The 21138-nt window shown below is 59.4% G+C and carries 15 protein-coding genes; 2 read left to right on the top strand and 13 right to left on the bottom strand.

What is annotated here, in order from left to right:
- Positions 1-16: 16 nt before the first annotated feature.
- From yccS to AC1ME2_RS11045, 13 genes are all read right to left on the bottom strand, one after another.
- On the bottom strand, positions 17-2200 hold the full coding sequence (yccS, locus tag AC1ME2_RS11105) for a YccS family putative transporter (protein ID WP_480441110.1): 2184 nt from the start codon (positions 2198-2200) through the stop codon (positions 17-19).
- Between the two features lie 124 nt (positions 2201-2324).
- Complete coding sequence (locus tag AC1ME2_RS11100; protein ID WP_480441108.1) at positions 2325-3503, bottom strand: BaiN/RdsA family NAD(P)/FAD-dependent oxidoreductase; 1179 nt, start codon at positions 3501-3503, stop codon at positions 2325-2327.
- A 126-nt stretch (positions 3504-3629) separates the two neighbouring features.
- The gene (gene dbpA, locus AC1ME2_RS11095; protein WP_480441107.1) at positions 3630-5009 is read right to left on the bottom strand and encodes an ATP-dependent RNA helicase DbpA; all 1380 of its coding nucleotides are present in this window, start codon (positions 5007-5009) and stop codon (positions 3630-3632) included.
- A 54-nt stretch (positions 5010-5063) separates the two neighbouring features.
- A complete protein-coding gene (gene mdtD, locus AC1ME2_RS11090; protein WP_480441105.1) occupies positions 5064-6500 on the bottom strand; it encodes a multidrug transporter subunit MdtD in 1437 nt (478 codons plus the stop codon).
- A 7-nt stretch (positions 6501-6507) separates the two neighbouring features.
- The gene (locus AC1ME2_RS11085; RefSeq protein ID WP_480442092.1) at positions 6508-7833 is read right to left on the bottom strand and encodes a TldD/PmbA family protein; all 1326 of its coding nucleotides are present in this window, start codon (positions 7831-7833) and stop codon (positions 6508-6510) included.
- Between the two features lie 8 nt (positions 7834-7841).
- Entirely contained in the window at positions 7842-9284 is a 1443-nt protein-coding gene (locus AC1ME2_RS11080; protein WP_480441103.1) for a TldD/PmbA family protein, read from the bottom strand.
- A 127-nt stretch (positions 9285-9411) separates the two neighbouring features.
- Complete coding sequence (locus tag AC1ME2_RS11075) at positions 9412-10065, bottom strand: RraA family protein (protein WP_480441102.1); 654 nt, start codon at positions 10063-10065, stop codon at positions 9412-9414.
- 273 nt (positions 10066-10338) lie between these two features.
- Positions 10339-12042: a choline dehydrogenase gene (gene betA / locus AC1ME2_RS11070; RefSeq protein WP_480441100.1), complete on the bottom strand. Its 1704-nt coding sequence runs from the start codon at positions 12040-12042 to the stop codon at positions 10339-10341.
- Between the two features lie 126 nt (positions 12043-12168).
- Positions 12169-13641 carry a betaine-aldehyde dehydrogenase gene (gene betB, locus AC1ME2_RS11065; protein WP_480441098.1) on the bottom strand — a complete coding sequence of 491 codons (1473 nt, stop codon included), beginning with the start codon at positions 13639-13641 and terminating at the stop codon, positions 12169-12171.
- A gap of 109 nt (positions 13642-13750) precedes the next feature.
- The gene (gene betI / locus AC1ME2_RS11060; RefSeq protein ID WP_480441096.1) at positions 13751-14344 is read right to left on the bottom strand and encodes a transcriptional regulator BetI; all 594 of its coding nucleotides are present in this window, start codon (positions 14342-14344) and stop codon (positions 13751-13753) included.
- A gap of 215 nt (positions 14345-14559) precedes the next feature.
- The gene (gene choV / locus AC1ME2_RS11055) at positions 14560-15738 is read right to left on the bottom strand and encodes a choline ABC transporter ATP-binding protein (RefSeq protein ID WP_480441095.1); all 1179 of its coding nucleotides are present in this window, start codon (positions 15736-15738) and stop codon (positions 14560-14562) included.
- Positions 15735-16580, bottom strand: coding sequence for a choline ABC transporter permease subunit (gene choW / locus AC1ME2_RS11050; RefSeq protein WP_480441094.1), 846 nt, complete (start codon positions 16578-16580; stop codon positions 15735-15737). Before choW ends, choV begins: the two co-directional genes overlap by 4 nt.
- Positions 16581-16647: 67 nt before the next feature.
- Entirely contained in the window at positions 16648-17595 is a 948-nt protein-coding gene (locus AC1ME2_RS11045) for a choline ABC transporter substrate-binding protein (RefSeq protein ID WP_480441093.1), read from the bottom strand.
- Positions 17596-18081: 486 nt separating this feature from the next.
- Between AC1ME2_RS11045 and AC1ME2_RS11040 the strand changes: the two genes are divergently transcribed.
- Entirely contained in the window at positions 18082-19458 is a 1377-nt protein-coding gene (locus AC1ME2_RS11040; RefSeq protein WP_480441091.1) for an L-serine ammonia-lyase, read from the top strand.
- Between the two features lie 481 nt (positions 19459-19939).
- Positions 19940-21043, top strand: a complete 1104-nt coding sequence (gene gbdR / locus AC1ME2_RS11035; RefSeq protein ID WP_480441089.1) for a choline metabolism transcriptional regulator GbdR — start codon at positions 19940-19942, stop codon at positions 21041-21043.
- Positions 21044-21138: the final 95 nt, after the last annotated feature.

Here is a 21138-nt window from a genome sequence, read left to right as displayed (position 1 = left end):
CCCGGGTTCGAGGGCTTCAGGTTTCGCTGGGTTCTTTGATCAGGTGCGCAGCCAATGTTCTCAGTGGCCCTAGCTGACGGCCAATCAATGCCAGTTGGGTTTGCACCAGTCGCTGACTTTCGTCCACTTCATCGGGCATGTGCTCCAGATCACTGGCCAGCGCTTCTTCGGCGTCGCTCTGGATCGCTACCGGTTGTTTATTGGCCAGGCTTTGTGCGATTTCATCGATGCTCGCTGCCAGGCTTGCCCCTGCACCATCAATCAAATACTCGCGTACTTCGGCTGGCAACTGGGTTTCGCGGTGTGCGCCCAAGCCTGAGAGGTAGCTCAGCAACGTGTGTGACAACACCAGAAAGCGAAAGCCCACGTCGGCTTCTTTGCGGAAATGCCCCGGCTCCATCAGCATGTTAGCCAAGGTGGTGGACAGTGCGGCATCTGCGTTGTGCGCGTTGCGCCGGGCCAGGCGGTACGTCAGGTCATCACTTTTGCCTTTGGCGTATTGCTGCATGATCTGGCGCAGGTAAATGCTGTTGCAGGTCAGGGTGTTCGCCAGCACTTTATTCAAGCGCCGTCCCTGCCAGTCCGGGAGGAACAGAAACACGGTCAGGCCAGCAATCAAGCTGCCCAGCAAGGTGTCGAATATCCGCGGCAGGAACAGCCCGTAACCATCACCTACCTGGTTGAAACAGAACAGCACCATCAAGGTAATTGCCGCCGTCGACAGGGTATAGCGCGAGGTCCGGTTGACGAAGAACACCACACCGGCCACTACCGCGAACATCGCTTGAATCAGCGGGCTGGGGAACAGATCGAACAACGCCCAGCCGGCGGTCAGGCCTATTGCCGTGCCGCTGATCCGTTGAACCAGCTTGCGCCGGGTTGCGCCGTAGTTGGGCTGGCAAACGAACAATGTGGTCAGGATGATCCAGTAACCCTGGGTCGGATGCACCAGGTGCACCATGCCGTAACCGATGCTCAACGCCAATGGCAGGCGCAAGGCGTGGCGGAACAGCAACGAGGTGGGGGTCATTTGCAGGCGTAGGCGATTCCATACGTCCTTGAGGGTGTGGGGCGAACGGTCGAGCAGGCTGCTGTCGGTTGCGTCGGCCAGGCTGTCGGGGTTGCTGGCATCCTTGATCAACCGATCAAGGGTGCCCAGGTTCGCGGCCAGAGCGCGTAATGAACGCAGGAGCCCACGCCATGCCGGGTTGTTCTGGGTGCGCAGGTACTCCAGCGAGGCGTGCAAGTCTTCCAGCGCGTGGGCAAAGCCCTCGTCGTAGATGAACGGTTGACGTAACTGGATCGACTCCGACAGCAAGCGGCAGGCGACCCCCTGTTGGCGCAGCAAGCGCAAGCAGCGGAACAGCACATCGCTGTGGAAGAACGCTTCGGCCAATGCGTTGTAGGGGTAATGCGACGAACTGGCGCGTTCGTGAATGTCCTGGGCGAGAAAGTACAGCTTCAGGTAGCGGCTGACTTTGGCGCCGGGCCGACCATCGCCGACGCGGTGCAGAATGATTTCCTTGGCGGCATTCAGGGCTGCGACGACGCGCCCATTCTGCTGTGCCAGTTTCAGTCGACGGGCTTCGATGTCGAGTTGCCGGATTGGCTCGAACAGTGTCGCCTTGAGTTCCAGATACAGCCCCAGTTCACGAAACAGTCGGGCCAGGCTTTGCTGCACAGGCTGATTGGAAAACAGCATTTGCCACAGCACCGACAGCAGCCCGTACCAGGCGGCGCCAGCGACCAGCAGCATGGGTTCGTGCCAGAAATCGCTGACCTCGCCTCCGCGCTGATCGACGCCGATCATGGTGTACACCGACAGAATCAGCGTGGCCGAAGCGATGGCGCCATAACGTTCGCCCAAGGCGCCGAGCATGGTCAGGCCAAAGGCGGCCAGCGCCAGCGCAAAGACAAAAATCAGGGGGTAGGGGAACAGCAGCTCGACCGCAAGCGATGCGATGCTGAAGCACACCAGCGTCACCGCCAGCGCGTTCAAACGGCCTTCCCAGCTGTCGTCGGTTTCGGCCAGGGCGCTGGCGATAATCCCCAGGAATATAGGGATCAGCAGGCCCATCTCATTCTGATACCAGCACAGCGCCATGCTGCCGGTCAGCGCGATAAATACCCGCACGCTGTAGCTGAACTTATCCAGCGCCCACAAACGACGGAGCGTATGACGAAAGGAAGTCGATGACATAAATGAGCTAACGGCCTTGGTCGCTATTGATCTAAATCCAGCTAAGTATGTACAGCGCTAAGTGCGGGCTGTACATGGGATCTAGCAAAAATCTTGCAACCTGATGTGGGAGTAGGGGCTGCCTTCAAACATACTGCGCGGCCGCATACGCCGAGGCCCAGGCCCACTGGAAATTGAAACCGCCCAGATGCCCGCTGACGTCCAGCACTTCGCCGATGAAATACAGGCCCGGCGACTTCAGCGATTCCATGGTCTTGGAAGACACCTCGCGGGTGTCTATTCCGCCGAGGGTCACTTCCGCCGTGCGGTAGCCTTCGGTGCCTGCGGGCGCTACCTGCCAGCACGCGAGTTTTTCAGCGATGTCGCTGAGTTCGCTCGGGGTGTATTGCTTCATCGGTTTGGAGACGAACCAATGTTCGGCGATCAAATTGGCCATTTTTTTGGTGAATATTTCACCGAGCAGGGTTTTCAGTTCGCTGTTGGGCCGCTCGGCTTGCTGTTGCAGTAGCCAGCTAGGCACGTCGTGGTCCGGCATCAGGTTGATGACGACCGTTTCGCCCGGTTGCCAGAACGAAGAAATCTGCAAAATCGCTGGCCCGCTGAGGCCGCGATGGGTGAACAGGATGTTTTCACGAAAGCTGGCGTCGTTGCAGCTGACCAGGCAATCCACCGATGTGCCGGACAGCTCGGTGCACAGCACTTTGAGCTGATCGGTGATGGTGAACGGCACTAATCCGGCACGGGTCGCCAGCAAGGTATGGCCGAACTGCTTGCCCACTTGATAACCGAAGCCGGTAGCCCCTAGCGTTGGGATCGACAGACCTCCAGTGGCGATCACCAGCGACTGGCAATTCAACACGCCCGCCGTGGTGTTCAGGCTGTAACCGGTGTCGGTCTTTTCGATGTTTTGCACCGACGTGTCCAGGTGCAGGCTGACGCCGGCCTGCTCGCATTCGTTGAGCAGCAGGTCGAGGATGTCGCTGGATTTGTTATCGCAGAACAACTGACCGAGCTTTTTCTCGTGGTACGCCACGCCATGCTTAGCCACCAGGGCGATGAAATCCCATTGGGTATAACGCGCCAGGGCGGATTTGCAGAAGTGCGGGTTTTGCGAGAGGAAGTTGTCGGGCTCGGTGTACAGGTTGGTGAAGTTGCAGCGCCCGCCGCCGGACATGAGGATTTTTTTGCCGGCCTTGTTCGCGTGATCGATCAGCATCACTTTGCGCCCACGATTGGCGGCGGTCAGCGCGCACATCAAGCCTGCGGCGCCAGCGCCGATGATCACAACGTCAGTAACGGGCAAAGCGGAATCCTCAAGTAACGGTTAGATCTTTATGGTCTGACATAACCCCTTCCCGAATGAATTCGGTCCTACAGAGGTTCCCAACACCCCTGTGGGAGCGAATTCATTCGCGAAGATTTTGGGTTCTTACAAAATCCGCACGCGCAACGAGCGGCCTTTGATTTTGCCGTTGTTCAAGCGCTCCAGCGCTTGCATGGCCACGACGCTTTCGACGGCCACATACGCCTGGAAATCGAAAATGGCGATTTTACCGACCTGGGTGCCGGGAATGCCGGCATCGCCGGTCAAGGCGCCAAGAATGTCGCCAGGGCGAACCTTGTCCTTACGGCCCGCGCCGATCACCAGCGTGGTCATGGTCGGTTGCAGCGGTGCGCCGCCTTTGCTTTTCAGTTCGTCCAGTTGTTCCCACTTCAGCGGAGCTTTCTGCACGTCTTCGATGGCCCGTGCGCGATGCGCTTCGGACGGTGCGACCAGGCTGATCGCCAAGCCTTTCTCACCGGCGCGACCGGTACGGCCAACCCGGTGAATGTGCATTTCAGAGTCCCGCGCCAGTTCGACGTTGAGCACCATGTCCAGCGCGTCGATATCCAGACCACGCGCCGCGACATCGGTCGCCACCAGCACCGAGGTGCTGCGGTTGGAGAACATCGCCAGCACTTGATCCCGATCACGCTGTTCCAGATCGCCGTGCAGGCCGACGGCGGAAATACCTTTGGCGGTCAGGTGATCGACCACTTCCTGGCATTGCTGCTTGGTGAAGCAGAACGCGACACAGGACTGAGGACGGAAATGCCCGAGAACCTTCACCACGGCTTCAAGACGTTGCTCCGGGGTGATTTCGTAGAAGTGCTGCTCGATCTGGCTGTCCGCGTGCAAGGCTTCAACCTTGACCGTTTGCGGGGTGCGCATGAACTTCGAGGACAGTTGCTTGATACCGGCAGGGTAGGTCGCCGAAAACAGCAGGGTCTGACGCTTGCTCGGGGTCTGCTCGATGATGTTCTCGATCGAGTCGTAGAAACCCATGTCGAGCATGCGGTCGGCTTCGTCGAGGATCAGCGTGTTCAGGCCGTCGAGTACCAGCGAGCCCTTGCGCAGGTGCTGCTGAATGCGTCCTGGGGTGCCGACGATGATGTGCGCGCCGTGTTCCAGCGAACCGATCTGTGGGCCGAACGATACGCCGCCGCACAGGGTCAGAACCTTGATGTTGTCTTCGGAACGCGCCAGACGGCGGATTTCCTTGGCCACCTGGTCGGCCAGCTCACGGGTTGGGCACAGCACCAACGCCTGGCAACCGAAAAAGCGCGGGTTGATCGGGTTGAGCAGACCAATGCCGAATGCAGCGGTCTTGCCACTGCCGGTCTTGGCCTGGGCAATCAGGTCCATACCCTTGAGAATCACCGGCAGGCTCTGTGCCTGAATCGGCGTCATCTCGGCATAACCAAGGGACTCCAGGTTAGCCAACATGGGTGCGGAAAGAGGCAGTGAGTTAAAAGCGGTGCTAGTCACGGGACGGGCCTGCAAAACAAAATGTCGCGCAGTGTATCAGGTCGCGGGCCCGCCTTAATGCTCGATCTCTGGTTCCAGACGAGGAACACTCTGTTCCCCTTTGGGTGGCAGCTGCAAAAAAATCCCCGCTGCCAGCATCGACAGCACGCCAACACTGAGGAAGGTCAATTGGAAGGTGGCCAACAGACTGGTGACTTCGCCGCCACCGGTGGTCACATCGTCGGTAAAACCGCCCAGCAACGCAGCGGCGCAGGCCACTCCAAGGCTTAAGGACAGCTGCGCCACCACGGACAGCAGGCTGTTGCCGCTGGCGGCGCTGGCATCATCGAGATCGATCAGGGTCACGGCGTTCATCGCAGTGAACTGCAGCGAATTCACCGCACCCATCAAGCCGAGATGGACCAGCAGCACCCAATATTGAGTCTGTGCGTCGACCAGCGCCAGACTCGCCAGCAGCGCACCCAGCAGAAACGTGTTGCCGGTCAGCACGATGCGATACCCGAGGCGCTCAATCAGCGGTCGTGCCACTGACTTGGTGATCATGGCGGCGACCGCCAGCGGGATCATGCTCATCCCCGCCTTGGAGGGCGAGTAGCCGAGGGCCACTTGCAGCAGCAGCGGTACCAGAAAGGGCAGGGCGCCGCTGCCCAGGCGGGAGAACAAATTACCAAAAATCCCCACGGCGAAGGATCGGGTTCGGAACAGCGCCGGCGCGAACAAGGGGTAATCGATATTCCCGGCCCGCAGCCAGTAAGCTGCCAGACAGGCCATGCCGCCAAACAGCAGCAACACTACGCGCATGTGCGGCAGGTGAAGTTCGCCCAAGCCTTCGAGGGCGATGGTGATCAGCACCATCGACGCACCGAACAGCGCAAAGCCGACGCCATCGAAGCGTGTTCGACCACCGCCTTGCAGGTCCGGCACGAGGGTTTTGACCGCGTAACAGCCGAGCAGGCCCACGGGCAGGTTGATCAGGAAGATCCAGTGCCAGCTCAGGTACTCGACGATCCAGCCACCCAGGGTAGGCCCCAGCAACGGGCCGAGCAGGCCGGGCACCGTGATGAAGCTCATGATCCGCACCAGCTCCGAGCGGGGGTAGGCGCGCAACACAATCAAGCGGCCGATGGGCACCATCAACGCACCGCCCAAGCCCTGAACCACGCGTGCGGCCACCAGCATGCTCAATGTGCTGGACAGCGCACACAGCAGCGAGCCAAGGCTGAACAGCAGGATCGCGCCAAAGAAAATCCGCTTGATGCCGAACCGATCCGCGATCCAGCCCGACGCCGGAATCAGCAAGGCCACCGTGAGCATGTACGCGATCACCACGGACTGCATACGCAACGGGTCTTCGGCCAAGGACCGGGCCATGGCCGGCAAGGCGGTGTTGAGGATCGTGCCGTCGAGGCTTTGCATGAAAAACGCAATGGCCACGACCCACGGCAGCCAGCGCAGCGTTCGGGCATCCAGAAGCGGTGTGCTGTTCGGCATACGATCCTTAGAGCGTGAGGGTCAATCGGCTGATCAAGGCGCCCGGCAGCAGGCTTGATGCTGTCTGACGTTGACTATAGGTGCTGGCCGACAGAATCAGTTCCCGCTCGCGGGTCAATGCTTCGAGGGCGTTGCCCAGCAGGCTGTAGGCACTGTCGTCGAAACGCATGGTGCTGACGGGCGCCTGAATCTTGCCATTCTCGACCCAGAACGTGGCGAAGCGGGTCATCCCGGTCAGGCGTGCGGCCGCCTGGTCGGAGAAGTTGAGGTACCAAAGGTTGCTGATATAGAGCCCGGTGCCGAGCTGTTTGAGTACCTGCTCCAGCTCCAGCGTACCTGCCGCCATGCTCAATGCACTCGGCGCTTCACCCCAGCCGGCACCGTTGGCAGCCAGACCATACTCCGCTGCGCTACGTGAGCCGACCAGTTGCTCCTGGGCGAGGCCAGCGTTGATCAACGAAAGATCCCGACGCGGGTAACCTTCGGGGGAGAACGCCGGTGACAGTGAGCCGGTCACCTGTTCGTCCAGAGACACCTGCGGGCTGAGAGGGGCATCGCCGTTGTACAGCCGTTGCAGCGGGCTGGTCTTGCTGGCCAACGCTTCGGCGGAAAAACCACCCCAGCACAACATGCCGATGATTTCATCGAGCGCGGCGGGGGCCAGATAGGCGCGATATTGGCCAGGCGCCAGGGTGCGCAGGGGTTGATCGAGAAACTCAAGTTGCTCGCGTGCCTGCTGGAAGCGTCGGGCGAAGGTCGCATCGTCCCAGTCGTGGCCCGCGTAGTTGGCTTTGACGGCCTGACCGTTGGCGTGGAACAGGCTCCAGTCGAAGTTGAAGCTGTTGGCCTGATGCCAGCCCAGCGCGCCCCAGGAACTGGCGAAGCCACGGTACAGCGGGCCCGCGGCGTAGAAGCCCACCAGGTCCAGGCCTTCAGCCAGTTCACTGATGTGCTCAAGCACGCGCGCCGTGTCTGGCAGCGGTGGGTTCTGACTGTTGCTGATCTGCCAGGCGTCGGTATTGGGCAGCAGGTAGGGGTCCTGCGGCAGCAACACCAACGTTTCGCGCAATTGTTGCAGCGCGTCGGCCAAACGCGCCTGATCGACCTGTGCATCACCCGCCAAGGTCAGGTGCAGGTCGGCATGACGGCCGTCGTCGATCAATTTGAAGTTCAGACTGGCCTGCTGCACATGCCCGGCCTGCCGCACTTTGGCGTGGTTGAAGCGAATGAACTCGGACGCTTCGGCGTTGTAACCGAGGGTGAAGGCTTCTTGCCCGGTGATCGCGCTGCGCAGCCACTCGACCAACGCTTCGAACTGCTGTTGCTGAGTCATCTGCGCCATCACGCATCCCCTCCGAAAACATCAACCTGGGAGAATACACAGGCGGGTGAGGCATGGCCTACGCGCACGACCTGATTAGGTTCGCCTTTGCCGCAATTGGGCGTGCCCAGAACCTTGAAGGTGCTGGCGTCGCCAACGGCGCTGAGATTACGCCAAAAATGCGCGGAAATGGCCCGATAGTTCGGGTTCTTTACCACCCCTTTGAGTTCGCCGTTTTCGATCAATTGACCCCATTCGCAACCGAACTGGAATTTATTGCGTGCGTCATCAATGGACCAGGAACGGTTGGTCGACATCAGGATGCCGTGCTCGATGCCGCCGATCAGTTGTTCGAGCGGTTGGTCGCCGGGCTCGATATTCAGGTTGGCCATGCGGTCGATGGGTGGACGGTTCCAGCTGCATGCGCGGCTGTTGGCGACACCCTCCATGCCAGAGCGATATTGCGACAACGCGCCGCCCAATGGCCGAATCAGCAAGCCGTCGCGGATCAGGAACTCTTTGCTGGCGGGCGTGCCGTCGTCGTCATACGCGTAGCTGGCGAGTTGTTCAGGTATGTCCGGGTTGAAGGTCACGTTAAGCAGTTCGGAGCCGTATTGCAGGCTGCCGAAGTCACTGGTTTTGACAAAACTGGTGCCCGCGTAATTGCGCTCGTCGCCGAGAATACGGTCCAGCTCCAGCGGGTGGCCGATTGACTCATGGATTTGCAGAATCATCTGGTCCGGGGTCAGCAGCAGATCGCGCGGTCCCGAGGGGGTGTTGGGTGCCATGATCAGTTGCAACGCCTGATCGGCGACCTGCGCTGCCGCGCCAATCAGCCCACAGTTGGCGATGACTTCGGCGCCACCTTGCTGGCCAAAGTTGTCGCGGCCGAGGCTGCGGGTCTGGCTGTCCTGTCCGTCGTAAGCGGTGACGCTCATCCCCGGATAGACATAACGTTGGGCCTGACGAATCTCGGCACCGGCGCTGTTCAGGTAAATCTGTTCGACGTTCTCCAGGCCAAGGCTGACCTGCCAGGTCACCAGGCGTTTGTCGGCGGGCACGGCGGCGGACTCGGCCCCCAGCAGTTGGTAGCACTCGCTCAGCGATGGGAAGGCGTCGCGGAGGTTGGGCGAAAGGTAATCGGCGCGGCTGCTGGAAACGGGCTGATCGCGCAGATCCAGCAGGGCGTGTGGCGCCAGACGCAGAGCATGTTGCTCGGCTTTTTCCAGCGCGGCCTGTAGCCCGCGTTGCGAGACATTGTTAGTCGCGGCGTAGGTTTCGACACCCTTGATCCGCACCGTCAACATCGCGCCTTCGTCGCTGCTCAGGTGTGGCGGCTCGGCGACGTTCTTGCGGACTGACAGATGCTGGCTGGTTTGCCGGACGTAACGCAGCGAGAAAAATTCGGCGCGACTCTGCAAGGCGGCAAACCGCTGCTTGAGCTGCGCGGAGAAATCGAACATGCAGGGGAGCTCCTGGTAAATGGGCGGTGCTTGCACTGACGCCTTCGCGAATAAATTCGCTCCCACGCAGATCTCATTTTTTCTGTGGGAGCGAATTTATTCGCGAATGGCCTGACGCGGTAAGTGCTTAAACCGGGCAACCCTTGCTGCGCAGGATCGCGTCGAAGCGGTCCTTGTCCAGCGTGCCGGCTTCGATCGATTCCAGCGTCGCTTTTTCGCGGGCCAGCAGGTCGAGGCAGCGCACCAGCAGTTCAGGCAGCTCATTGCGAGCTGCGGCGACTACGCCGTCACCGTCGCCAATCATCAAGTCGCCGGGCATTACCAACATGCCAGCGCAGGAAATCGGTACGTTGATCTCGCCACCACCGTCGGTACTCGGGCCACGGTGTACGCCGCCGATGGCGTAGGCCGGAAGCTCGCCGGTCTGCCACTCATCAAGGTCGCGCAGGGCGCCGTTGATGACCACGCCGACGATGCCGGCCTTGAGTGCCATGGCGCGCATGATGCCGCCGAACACCGCACGGGTCAGGTCGGCGCTGCCGTCGATGACCAGCACATCGCCGGGACGGGCCATTTGCATGGCTTTGAGGATCATCAGGTTATCGCCAGGGCGAACGCGCACGGTCAAGGCACTGCCGAGCATTGGGGTGTTGCCGTGGAACGCTTTGAGCCCCAGGCCGCCGACATTGCGACCCAGGCAGTCGCTGACCGCTGCAGCCGGAATCTTGCTGAAGGCTTGCAGCCATTTTGGATCGAGGGGTTCAGCGTTTGGGTTAATCATATAGCCCGTGGGCCATAAGCTCGAAGACACTACATCAAACATGGAAAAAGCCTCGTGGCCAGTCAGTGCCGGCGCGTCGATTGAAGCAGGGGTTGATCGTTTGCGTAGCGATAGATTAGGCCTGCGCACAGGTCAGGATCAAGCGCAGTCAGGTGCAGGAAGGGTTTGTGAAGTGTGGGTGTACCAAAGAAGCAGCCTTCGCGATCCTCGTGGGAGCGAATTTATTCGCGAAGGATTTGACGCGGTGTGCAGGACACACCGCGCCGGGCAGGCTTACTGCGCAGTACGGCTCACTAAACGCTTCGGTTTGCCGCGTGCCGGTTTTTCACCGGCCACATAGTAGGCTGCGGTGCTGCGGGACAGGGGCGCACGGCCACGGATCTTGTCGGCGATTTTTTCGGCGATCATGATCGTTGGGGCGTTGAGGTTACCGGTGGTGATCAACGGCATGATCGACGCATCGACCACGCGCAAACCCTGCATCCCATGCACGCGACCCTTGCCATCGACCACGGCCAGCTCATCGGTGCCCATCTTGCACGAGCAGGAAGGGTGGAACGCAGTTTCGGCGTGTTCACGCACGAACTGGTCGAGCTGCTCATCCGTCTGCACCTCGATGCCCGGGCTGATTTCACGGCCGCGGTACGGGTCAAGCGCTGGCTGCTGCATGATTTCCCGGGTCAGGCGGATGCCGTCACGGAACTCCTGCCAGTCTTGCTCGGTGGCCATGTAGTTGAAAAGGATGCTCGGGTATTCGCGCGGGTTTTTAGATTTCAAATGCACGCGACCACGGCTCGGCGAGCGCATGGAGCCAACGTGCGCCTGAAAGCCATGTTCTTTCACGCCGTTGCTGCCGTTGTAGTTAATCGCGACAGGCAGGAAATGGTACTGAATGTTCGGCCACTCGAATTCTTCACGCGAGCGAATGAAACCGCCGGCTTCGAACTGGTTGCTGGCGCCGATGCCGGTGCCGAGGAACATCCACTCTGCGCCAATGGCCGGCTGGTTCCACCACAACAGCGAGGGGTAGAGCGAAACCGGCTGGGTGCAGGCGTACTGCAGGTACATTTCCAGGTGGTCCTGAAGGTTCTGGCCCACGCCTGGCAGGTCGTGAACCACCGGGATGTCGAGGCTCTTGAGCAGTGCCGCCGGGCCGACGCCAGAGCGCTGCAGAATCTGCGGTGAACCGATGGCGCCGCTGCACAGCAAGACTTCCTTGCGGGCGGTGGCTTCGATGCGGGTATCGCTGTCGCCGACCATGTAAGACACGCCGACCGCTCGTTTGCCGTTGAACAGAATCCGGTCGGTCAGGGCGTGGGTAACGATGGTCAGGGTCGGGCGCTTTTTGGCTTGATCGAGGTAACCGCGAGCGGTGCTGGCGCGACGGCCGTTGGGCGTCACGGTGCGGTCCATCGGACCGAAACCTTCCTGCTGATAACCGTTCAGGTCGTCGGTACGCGGGTAACCGGCTTGCACGCCCGCTTCGACCATGGCGTGGAACAGGGGGTTGTTACCGGCTTTAGGCGTGGCCACGCTGACCGGACCGTCGCCACCGTGGTAGTCGTTAGGGCCGATGTCGCGGGTTTCTGCCTTGCGGAAATACGGCAGGCAGTCGAGGTAACTCCAGTCTTCCAGCCCTGGGGTTTTCGACCAGCCGTCGTAGTCCATGGCGTTACCACGGATGTAGCACATTCCGTTGATCAGCGAAGAACCACCCAGGCCCTTGCCGCGACCACATTCCATGCGCCGATTGTCCATGTGCGGTTCTGGATCGGTTTCGTATGCCCAGTTGTAGCGACGGCCCTGAAGCGGGAAGGCCAGGGCCGCAGGCATTTGGGTACGGAAGTCGAGGCGATAGTCCGGGCCGCCCGCTTCGAGCAGCAGCACGGTGACACCTGGGTCTTCAGTCAGACGGGCCGCCAGGGTGTTACCGGCAGAGCCGGCCCCGATGATGATGTAATCGAATTCTTGGGACATTAAATGCACCCTCTGTTAATGGACGGGGGTGTGTCAGATACGCCGCCTTCGCGAATAAATTCGCTCCCACAGGGGACAGAATTATTCTGTGGGAGCGAATTTATTCGCGAAGCGGCCAGTGGGATGTCAGAACACCGACGTGTAATCGCCCAGTTCAACTTGTACGGACTTGATCCGGGTGTACTGCGCCAGCGAGCTGATGCCGTTTTCACGACCCACGCCCGATTGCTTGTAGCCACCGACCGGCATTTCTGCGGCCGACTCGCCCCAGGCATTGATCCAGCAGATACCGGCTTCGAGCTGGTGAATGACGCGGTGGGCGCGGTTCAGGTCTTTGGTGACGACCCCGGCGGCCAGGCCAAATTCAGTATCGTTGGCGCGGCGGATCACTTCTTCCTCGGTGTCGTAGCTGAGGATGCTCATGACCGGGCCAAAAATTTCTTCGCGAACGATGGTCATCTCGTCGGTGCAATCGGTAAACACAGTGGCTGATACGAATGCGCCTTTGGCGAATTCACCTTCAGTCAAACGTTCGCCGCCGCACAGCAGGCGAGCGCCTTCTTCTTTGCCTTTGGCGATGTAGCCCAGCACGCTTTCCATGTGGGCGAAGCTCACCAGTGGGCCGAAGTTGGTGTTTTCATCCTGCGGGCTGCCGACCCGGATGCGCTTGACGCGCTCGACGATTTTGGCTTCGAAGGCGGCTTTCAATGCACTCGGTACGAACACCCGAGTACCGTTGGTGCACACCTGACCGGAACTGTAGAAGTTGGCCATCATCGCGATGTCGGCCGCGCGGTCTAGATCGGCGTCGTCGAAAATGATCAGTGGTGACTTGCCACCCAGTTCCATGGTCACGTCTTTGAGCGAAGAGCTCGACGCGCTGGCCATGACTTTTTTGCCCGTATCAGTGCCGCCGGTGAACGAAATCTTTTCGATGCGCGGGTGTTCGGTCAGCCAGGTGCCCACTTCACGGCCACTGCCGGTCAGCACGTTGAACACGCCGGCCGGAACGCCCGCTTCGGTATAGATTTCGGCCAGTTTCAGGGTGGTTAGCGACGTGACTTCACTGGGCTTGAAAATCATTGCATTGCCAGCAGCCAAGGCCGGTGCGGATTTCCACAGGGCGATCTGAATCGGGTAGTTCCAGGCGCCGATACCGGCGACCACACCCAGCGGCTCGCGGCGGGTGTAGACAAATGAAGAGGTGCGCAGGGGTATTTGCTCGCCTTCGATGGCCGGAACCAGGCCTGCGTAATATTCCAGGACGTCAGCGCCGGTGACGATGTCGACGTAACGGGTTTCGGAAATTGATTTCCCAGTGTCCAGGGTTTCCAGGTCGGCCAGTTGATCGTTGCGCTCACGCAAAATATCCACGGCACGGCGCAGGATGCGCGAACGCTGCATGGCGGTCATCGCGGCCCAGATTTTCTGACCTTTTTCAGCGCTCACAACGGCGCGTTCGACGTCTTCTTTGGTCGCGCGCTGCACCGTGGCGAGGACGTCGCCGTTAGCCGGGTTGATAGAGTCGAAAGTGGCGTCGCCACTGGCGTCGACGTAACCGCCGTCAATGTAGAGTTTTTGCAGTTCGAAACGGGCCATAGTGTCCTCGCAAGTGCTGTGTGATTTGGCGCTTACCACTGGATCAGGTGCCATCTAGTTGTGGCTGCGCGGGTCAGTGGCAGTTCAGGGGCTGATGCTGTTATGTGCTCTAGCGCTCCTGTTTTGCCAGTTGTTGGTCCATATATTCGTAAGCGATCTGCTGCGCCTGACCGGTGTCGAAAGCATCTCCCGACAGGGCCCCGCGCAACCATAGTCCGTCGATCAAAGCCGCCAGGCCACGGGCCGCGCTACGTGCCTGAGTCAGCGGCAGCACACGGCGGAACTGACAGCACAGGTTTGAATACAGGCGGTGATCGTTGATCCGCTGCAACCTGTGCAATGACGGCTGGTGCATGCTGGCGGCCCAAAAAGCCAGCCAGGTTTTCATTGCCGGGCCATTGACCTGGCTGGCGTCGAAGTTGCCTTCGACTATCACCTGAAGATGCGCCCGTGGGCTGTTATCGCTGAGTGCCATGCGGCGCTCGCTGACGTTCACGATCAGGGCATTCATCAGGTGGCGCATGGTCGCTGCGATCAGGCCGTTCTTATCTTTAAAGTAGTGACTGATGATGCCGTTCGACACACCGGCCAAGCGGGCGATCAGCGCAATGCTGGCGTCTCCCATCCCAACCTGATCGACAGCCTCTAGCGTGGCCTGGATCAACTGCTGACGGCGGATGGGTTGCATACCGACCTTTGGCATTTCAAACATCTCCTTAGGTCGCCGAGTGATCATGTTTTGATCAATTCGACGGGGGTGCAGTCTATTTTGTTTTAATTGAACGTTCAATCAATAAAAAACAGGCGCTGCGACTATCGGGTGATGCTCTTGATGTTCTTGATGGTTGGGCTATGAAGGGGAAGAAAGCTGTGCAGGCTGTGTGGGAGCAGGCTCGTCCGCTCCCACACAGGAGGGTGTCAGCCCAAATTCTTCCCGAGTAACGCGTGGTACAACTCGCTGTCGCCGAGGATGCCGACCACGCGGTTGTTTTCTTGCAGGACCAGTTTATTGCCCGTTTGATAGCGGATTTGCAGCGCGTCGCGCATGCCGATGTCTGAGTGCACCAGTGTCGGACGACGGTCCAGGCCTTCCATGGATTGCCCTGGCGTCCAGTTTTGCAGGTTCAGATTGGTTGCGCCTTGGCGTGCGCCCTTGATGGTGTTGCCTTCAGCCAGACCAATCCACGAATCACCGCTCGGGTCGAGGCAGATTTCGCCGTTGACGCGGGTGCAGTTGTCCACCGTGCGCATCAGGCTGCGGCCGCACAATACGTTGAGCGGGTTGGTATGGGCGACGAACGTGCGCACATACTCATCAGCCGGATTAAGGACGATTTCTTCGGGAACGCTGTACTGGACGATCCGACCGTCTTTCATGATCGCGATACGGCTGCCGAGCTTGAGCGCTTCATCGAGGTCGTGGCTTACGAATACGATGGTTTTGTTCAGCTTGCTTTGCAGCTCCAGCAGCTCATCTTGCAAGCCTTGGCGGATCAATGGGTCGAGGGCCGAAAACGGTTCGTCCATCAACAGAATGTCGGCGTCCATCGCCAGCGCACGCGCCAGGCCGACACGCTGTTGCATGCCCCCGGAAAGCTCATCGGGTTTTTTGTTGCGCCATTGTGTCAGGCCCACCAGCTCAAGTTTTTCATCCACCAGCGTGTGACGTTCTTTTTCGGGACGCCCCTGCATCTCGAGACCGAAGCTGATGTTCTCGCGCACTGTCAGCCAAGGCATCAGGGCGAATTTCTGGAAGACCATCGCGATACGCTTGGTGCGCATCAGTTTCAATTCGGCCGGTGTACATGACGCGATATTGATCTGCGCGCCTTCATGCTCGACGAACAGTGCGCCACGGCTGACAGTGTTCAAGCCGTTGATGCAGCGCAACAGGCTGGATTTGCCTGAGCCGGAAAGACCCATCAGCACGCAGATTTCGCCTTTCTCGACGTTGAGGCTGGCTTTTTCCACGCCGACGATCTGGCCGGTCTTTTTCAGGATTTGATCACGCGTCAGGCCTTGGTCCAGCAGTTTCAGGGCCTCACGCGGATCTTTGGCGAAGACAACGTCTACCTTGTCGAAGCTAATTATGCTCATGCGTCACCCCTTACCTGTGCGTCGGGTTGTTTGCAGATACGGTCGAGCATGATCGCCAGCAGCACGATCGCCAGGCCCGCTTCGAAGCCCAGGGCGATATCAGCAGTGTTCAGTGCGTTGACCACGGGTTTACCCAAGCCATCAGCGCCTACCAGTGCCGCGATTACGACCATCGACAGGGACAGCATGATGCATTGGGTGATGCCGGCGGCGATGCTCGGCATGGCATAGGGCAGTTCAATGCGCGAGAGCAACTGACGGCGCGAGCAGCCAAAGGCTTTGCCGGCGTCCATCAACTCTTGCGGTACATCGCGAATACCCAGGTAAGTCAGGCGGATAGGCGCGGCAATCGCGAACACCACCGTGGAAATCAGACCGGGTACTACACCCAGACCAAAAAGGGTCAGGGTAGGAATGAGGTAAACGAAGGTCGGTACGGTCTGCATCAGGTCGAGAACCGGACGCATGAGGGTATAGAACATCGGTTTGTGCGCGGCCACGATACCTAGCGGCACACCAATAAGCACACAGACAAAAGTAGCGAACAGCACCTGTGCGAGGGTCTCCATGGTTTCCTGCCAGTAACCCAGGTTCAGGATCAGCAGAAATGACAGCACCACAAACACCGTCAGGCCCCATTTGCGTTGGATAAAGTGAGCGAGTAGAGCAATCAGGCCGATCAATGCCAGCGGGTTGAACCAGGTCAGCGCGAACGTCACGCCGTGGATCATCGTTTCCAGTGTCGAGGCGATCAAATCGAAATAGTTGGCACCGTGTTTCGTCAACCATTCAACGAAGGCAGCGATGTACTGGCCAAGGGGGATTTTGTGATCAGTCAGCATGGTAGTGAACGTCCGCATGCGGGGGAAAATTTACAACTGCAGGCGGGCGAACCCGCCTGCACTCGGGTTACTGGGTCAGTTTGGCTTTAGCGGCCTCCAGGCCTGGTTTACCGTCAATGGTGGTCACGCCAGCCAGCCAGGTATCAAGTATCTGTGGGTTTTTCTTCAGCCAGGCTTTGGCTGCTACATCAGGCTTCATCTTGTCGTCCAGGACGTTGCCCATCAGCGCGCTTTCCATGTTCAGGGTGAACGTCAGGTTTTTCAGCAACTTGCCTACGTTGCTGCACTCCTGGGTGTAGCCCTTGCGGGTGTTGGTGTAAATGGTGGCCTGGCCGAAGTTAGGACCGAAGTAGTCGTCGCCACCTGTCAGGTATTTCATTTTGAAACGGGTGTTCATCGGGTGCGGTTCCCAGCCGAGGAATACCACGTCGGTGTTGCGACGCTCGGCGCGATCCACCTGGGACAGCATGCCGGCTTCACTGGACTCGACCACTTTGAAACCCGCAGCTTTCAGGCCGAACGCATCCTTGTCGATCATGGACTGGATCAGGCGGTTACCGTCGTTACCCGGTTCGATGCCGTAGATCTTGCCGTCCAGCTCTTTCTTGAATTTGGCAATGTCGGCGAAGTCATGCAGGCCCTTGTCGTACAGCGCCTGGGGAACGGCCAGGGTGTACTTGGCGTTTTCCAGGTTGGGGCGAACGGTTTCCACCGTGCCCGCGTCACGATAGGCCTTGATGTCGTTTTCCATAGTCGGCATCCAGTTGCCGAGGAACACGTCCATGTTCTTGCCGTCGGCCAGAGACTTGTAGGTCACCGGTACGGAAATCATGGTGGTCTTGGCCTTGTACCCGAGCGACTCAAGCACGGCACTGGTCACCGCGGTGGTCACGGTGATGTCGGTCCAGCCGACATCGGAGAAGTTAACGGTCGAGCATTGCGCTGGCTCTGCAGCTTGCGCCAGCAGCGGCAGACTCATCACAGCGGCCAACAGCAACGTTTGGGAACCTTTCATTGATGGACTCCTGGTGTTTTCTTCTCGTCATCAGCCTGTAAAGACTGACGCTGTTTGTGTTGTGTAGCGTATTCAGCTGAATGGCGAGGCGTTTCACGCAACAGCTCTACCGCTGCGCCTGGCAATCGAGTCGTGACTGATCATGTAACAGGGAAAAACAAACGCCTACAGGGGGCGTCGCATCCAGTACATACAGGGTCGTATCCAGTGTCGGCAACGTCGCTTACAGATTTTTTAGCCGGCGAAAAGGTACTTTTCAGGTGTCGGTACGGCATCTTGATGGCCAAATCGATCACAAACCGTCCTGCCAGGATGCTCCCTGTCAATGGCGACGTTAGTGGGTATGGGTACGTCGGTGTCAGACGCCGCACGTCGCGATAAAAGCCTGATGATGCGCCCATCTCGGCGGACAGCAGATTCAGCGTAGCAGCTCCGTCACCAGGCGCTTTTGGCGTCGGGAGTCTCGACTACAGAGGGTTTGCGGTAATGGCTATCAGTGTGTTCGACCTGTTCAAGATCGGTATCGGTCCCTCCAGTTCACACACCGTGGGGCCCATGCGCGCCGCGGCGCTTTTTGTTCAGGGGCTGCGTGAACGCGAGCAACTGGCTCGGGTGCTCAGGGTTGAAGTACGGCTTTACGGTTCGCTTTCGGCCACCGGTATCGGTCATGGCAGCGACAATGCTGTGATCATGGGGTTGATGGGCGAATGGCCGGACGTCATCGACCCGTCGCAGATCGGGCCGCGCATCGCCGCCCTGAAGGAAACCGATACGCTGCTATTGGACAGTTACCTGCCCATCCCGTTCCAGTGGCAGCGCGACATGCTGCTCATCGATGAAAACCTGCCGTTCCATCCGAACGCCATGACCCTGATTGCCGAAGGCGAGGGTGGCGAGTTGCACCGCGATACGTATTACTCGGTCGGCGGCGGTTTTGTCGTTGATGAGGCCCAGGCTGCCAGTGGCGTGCTGGACATGGACCGCACGGTGTTGCCGTACGATTTTTCCAGCGCGGCCGAATTGCTTAGCCTGTGCCAGCAGCATGGCTTACGCGTGTCCGAGCTGATGATGGCCAACGAAAAGGTCTGGCGCAGTGAGGAAGAAATCCGCACCGGGCTGATGCGTTTATGGCGCGCCATGCAAGCGTGTGTAGAGGAGGGCCTTAAACACGAAGGCATTCTGCCCGGCGGTTTGAACGTGCGCCGTCGCGCTGCGCGTTTACATCGCAGCTTGCTGGAGTTGGGCAAACCCAACGTGATCGGTTCGACCCTCAGTGCCATGGAGTGGGTCAACCTGTTCGCCCTGGCAGTCAACGAAGAAAACGCGGCCGGTGGGCGCATGGTCACGGCGCCTACCAATGGCGCGGCGGGGATTATTCCGGCGGTGCTGCATTACTTCGTCAAGTTCAGCGAAGAAGTCAGCGAGGCCAATGTGGTCGACTATTTCCTGGCGGCGGCAGCGGTGGGCATCCTCTGCAAGAAGAACGCGTCGATCTCGGGTGCCGAGGTCGGCTGCCAGGGCGAGGTGGGTTCGGCGTGCGCCATGGCGGCGGCCGGGCTGGCGGATATTCTCGGCGCGACCCCGGAGCAATTGTGCAACGCGGCGGAAATCGGTCTGGAACATAACCTGGGACTGACCTGCGATCCGGTCGGCGGCCTGGTACAGGTGCCGTGCATCGAGCGCAACGCCATCGCAGCAGTCAAAGCAATCAATGCTGCGCAGATGGCCTTGCGGGGCGATGGTCAGCACTTCATCTCCCTGGACCGAGTGATCCGAACCATGCGTGATACCGGCGCGGATATGCACGACAAGTACAAGGAAACCTCGCGAGGCGGGTTGGCTGTCAGTGCCATTGAGTGTTGAGACAACCTCTGCGGCGAGCCAAAATCTTGGAGGCGCGGGCTTGCCCGCGATTGGCTTGACGGGGTATGTCAGGCAGACTGCCATCGCAGCGGATGCGTAGTTGTAGGCCTGCTCCTACAGTGGGCACTGTCCGTTTGCACCGCCACCTTTTAGAGCGCGGTGCTTTGAGCGCCTACCGTTGGTCGCTTCGTGCACTGCAGTGACACTCCTTTAGTCTGGCTCGACACGGGCTTCACACAAGTGCTACCGAAGTGCTCAATCTCCCGGATCAGCCCGCTGCATAAGGCGTCTGCGGCTTATAACCGTTTTAGTCACCGGTCCTTATATAGACGCATCACGACGTCGTTTTCAGGTTTTATTGAATGGCCATTCAACTTTAGGCATGGCAATTGCGTTGTCATCACTAAGCCCTCTAATCGCATGGGCAATAACAAGAGCCTCGTCTGAGGCCATTATCCGCTTTGTGTGAGGAGATACCGTGATGACTTCGTTCAACTCCGGGGCCCAACCCCAGAACCGCGCGCCGCAATCCATCGGCTTTCTGCTGCTGGACAATTTCACACTGATATCCCTCGCCTCGGCGGTTGAGCCATTGCGAATGGCCAACCAGCTGTCGGGTCGCGAGTTGTATCGCTGGACCACCCTGACCGTCGACGGTGGGCAAGTCTGGGCCAGTGATGGTCTGCAGATCACCCCCGACGCTTCCATGCATAAAGCACCTGTTCTGGACACTGTGATTGTGTGCGGCGGCGTGGGTATTCAGCGCACCGTGACCCGCGAGCACGTCAGCTGGCTGCAAAGCCAGGCGCGTCAATCGCGTCGTCTGGGCGCTGTCTGCACGGGCAGTTGGGCATTGGCGTGCGCCGGTCTGCTCGACGGTTTTGATTGCAGCGTGCACTGGGAATGCCTGGCCTCTATGCAGGAAGCTTTCCCGCGCGTCGCCATGAGCACTCGCTTGTTTACCCTCGACCGCAACCGCTTTACCAGCTCTGGCGGCACCGCGCCGCTGGACATGATGCTGCACTTGATCAGTCGCGATCACGGTCGCGAATTGTCGGCGGCGATTTCCGAGATGTTCGTCTACGAGCGTATTCGCAACGAGCAGGATCACCAGCGTGTACCGCTCAAGCACATGCTCGGCACCAATCAGCCGAAATTGCAGGAAATCGTTGCGCTGATGGAGGCCAACCTCGAAGAACCCATCGATCTGGACGAACTGGCGGTGTACGTCACCGTTTCCCGGCGTCAGTTGGAGCGGCTGTTCCAGAAATACCTGCACTGCTCACCGTCGCGCTATTACCTCAAACTGCGCTTGATCCGTGCCCGGCAACTGCTCAAGCAGACGCCCATGTCGATCATCGAAGTGGCGTCTGTGTGTGGCTTCGTGTCCACGCCGCACTTCTCCAAGTGCTACCGCGAATACTTTGGCATCCCGCCGCGTGATGAACGCGTAGGCTCCAACACCGCTCAGCAAATAGCGATGATGCCAATCCCGCAAGCGCTGGTACTGGCACCGCTGTCCGGCCCGCTGTCCGCCTTGAGCCAGGCGCGCAATGAATCGACGTTTGCGAGTGTGCGGTTGTGATTGAGAGGGTAAATTGTAGGAACCCTCAACCCTGTGGGAGTGAATTCATTCACGAAGGCGGTGTGTCAGACACGCCTCTTTCGCGAATGAATTCG

This window comes from Pseudomonas sp. ASL9 (genome assembly GCF_056680335.1).
Note: the sequence above shows the minus strand (reverse complement) of the source record. Positions and strands in the feature narration are given on the sequence as shown.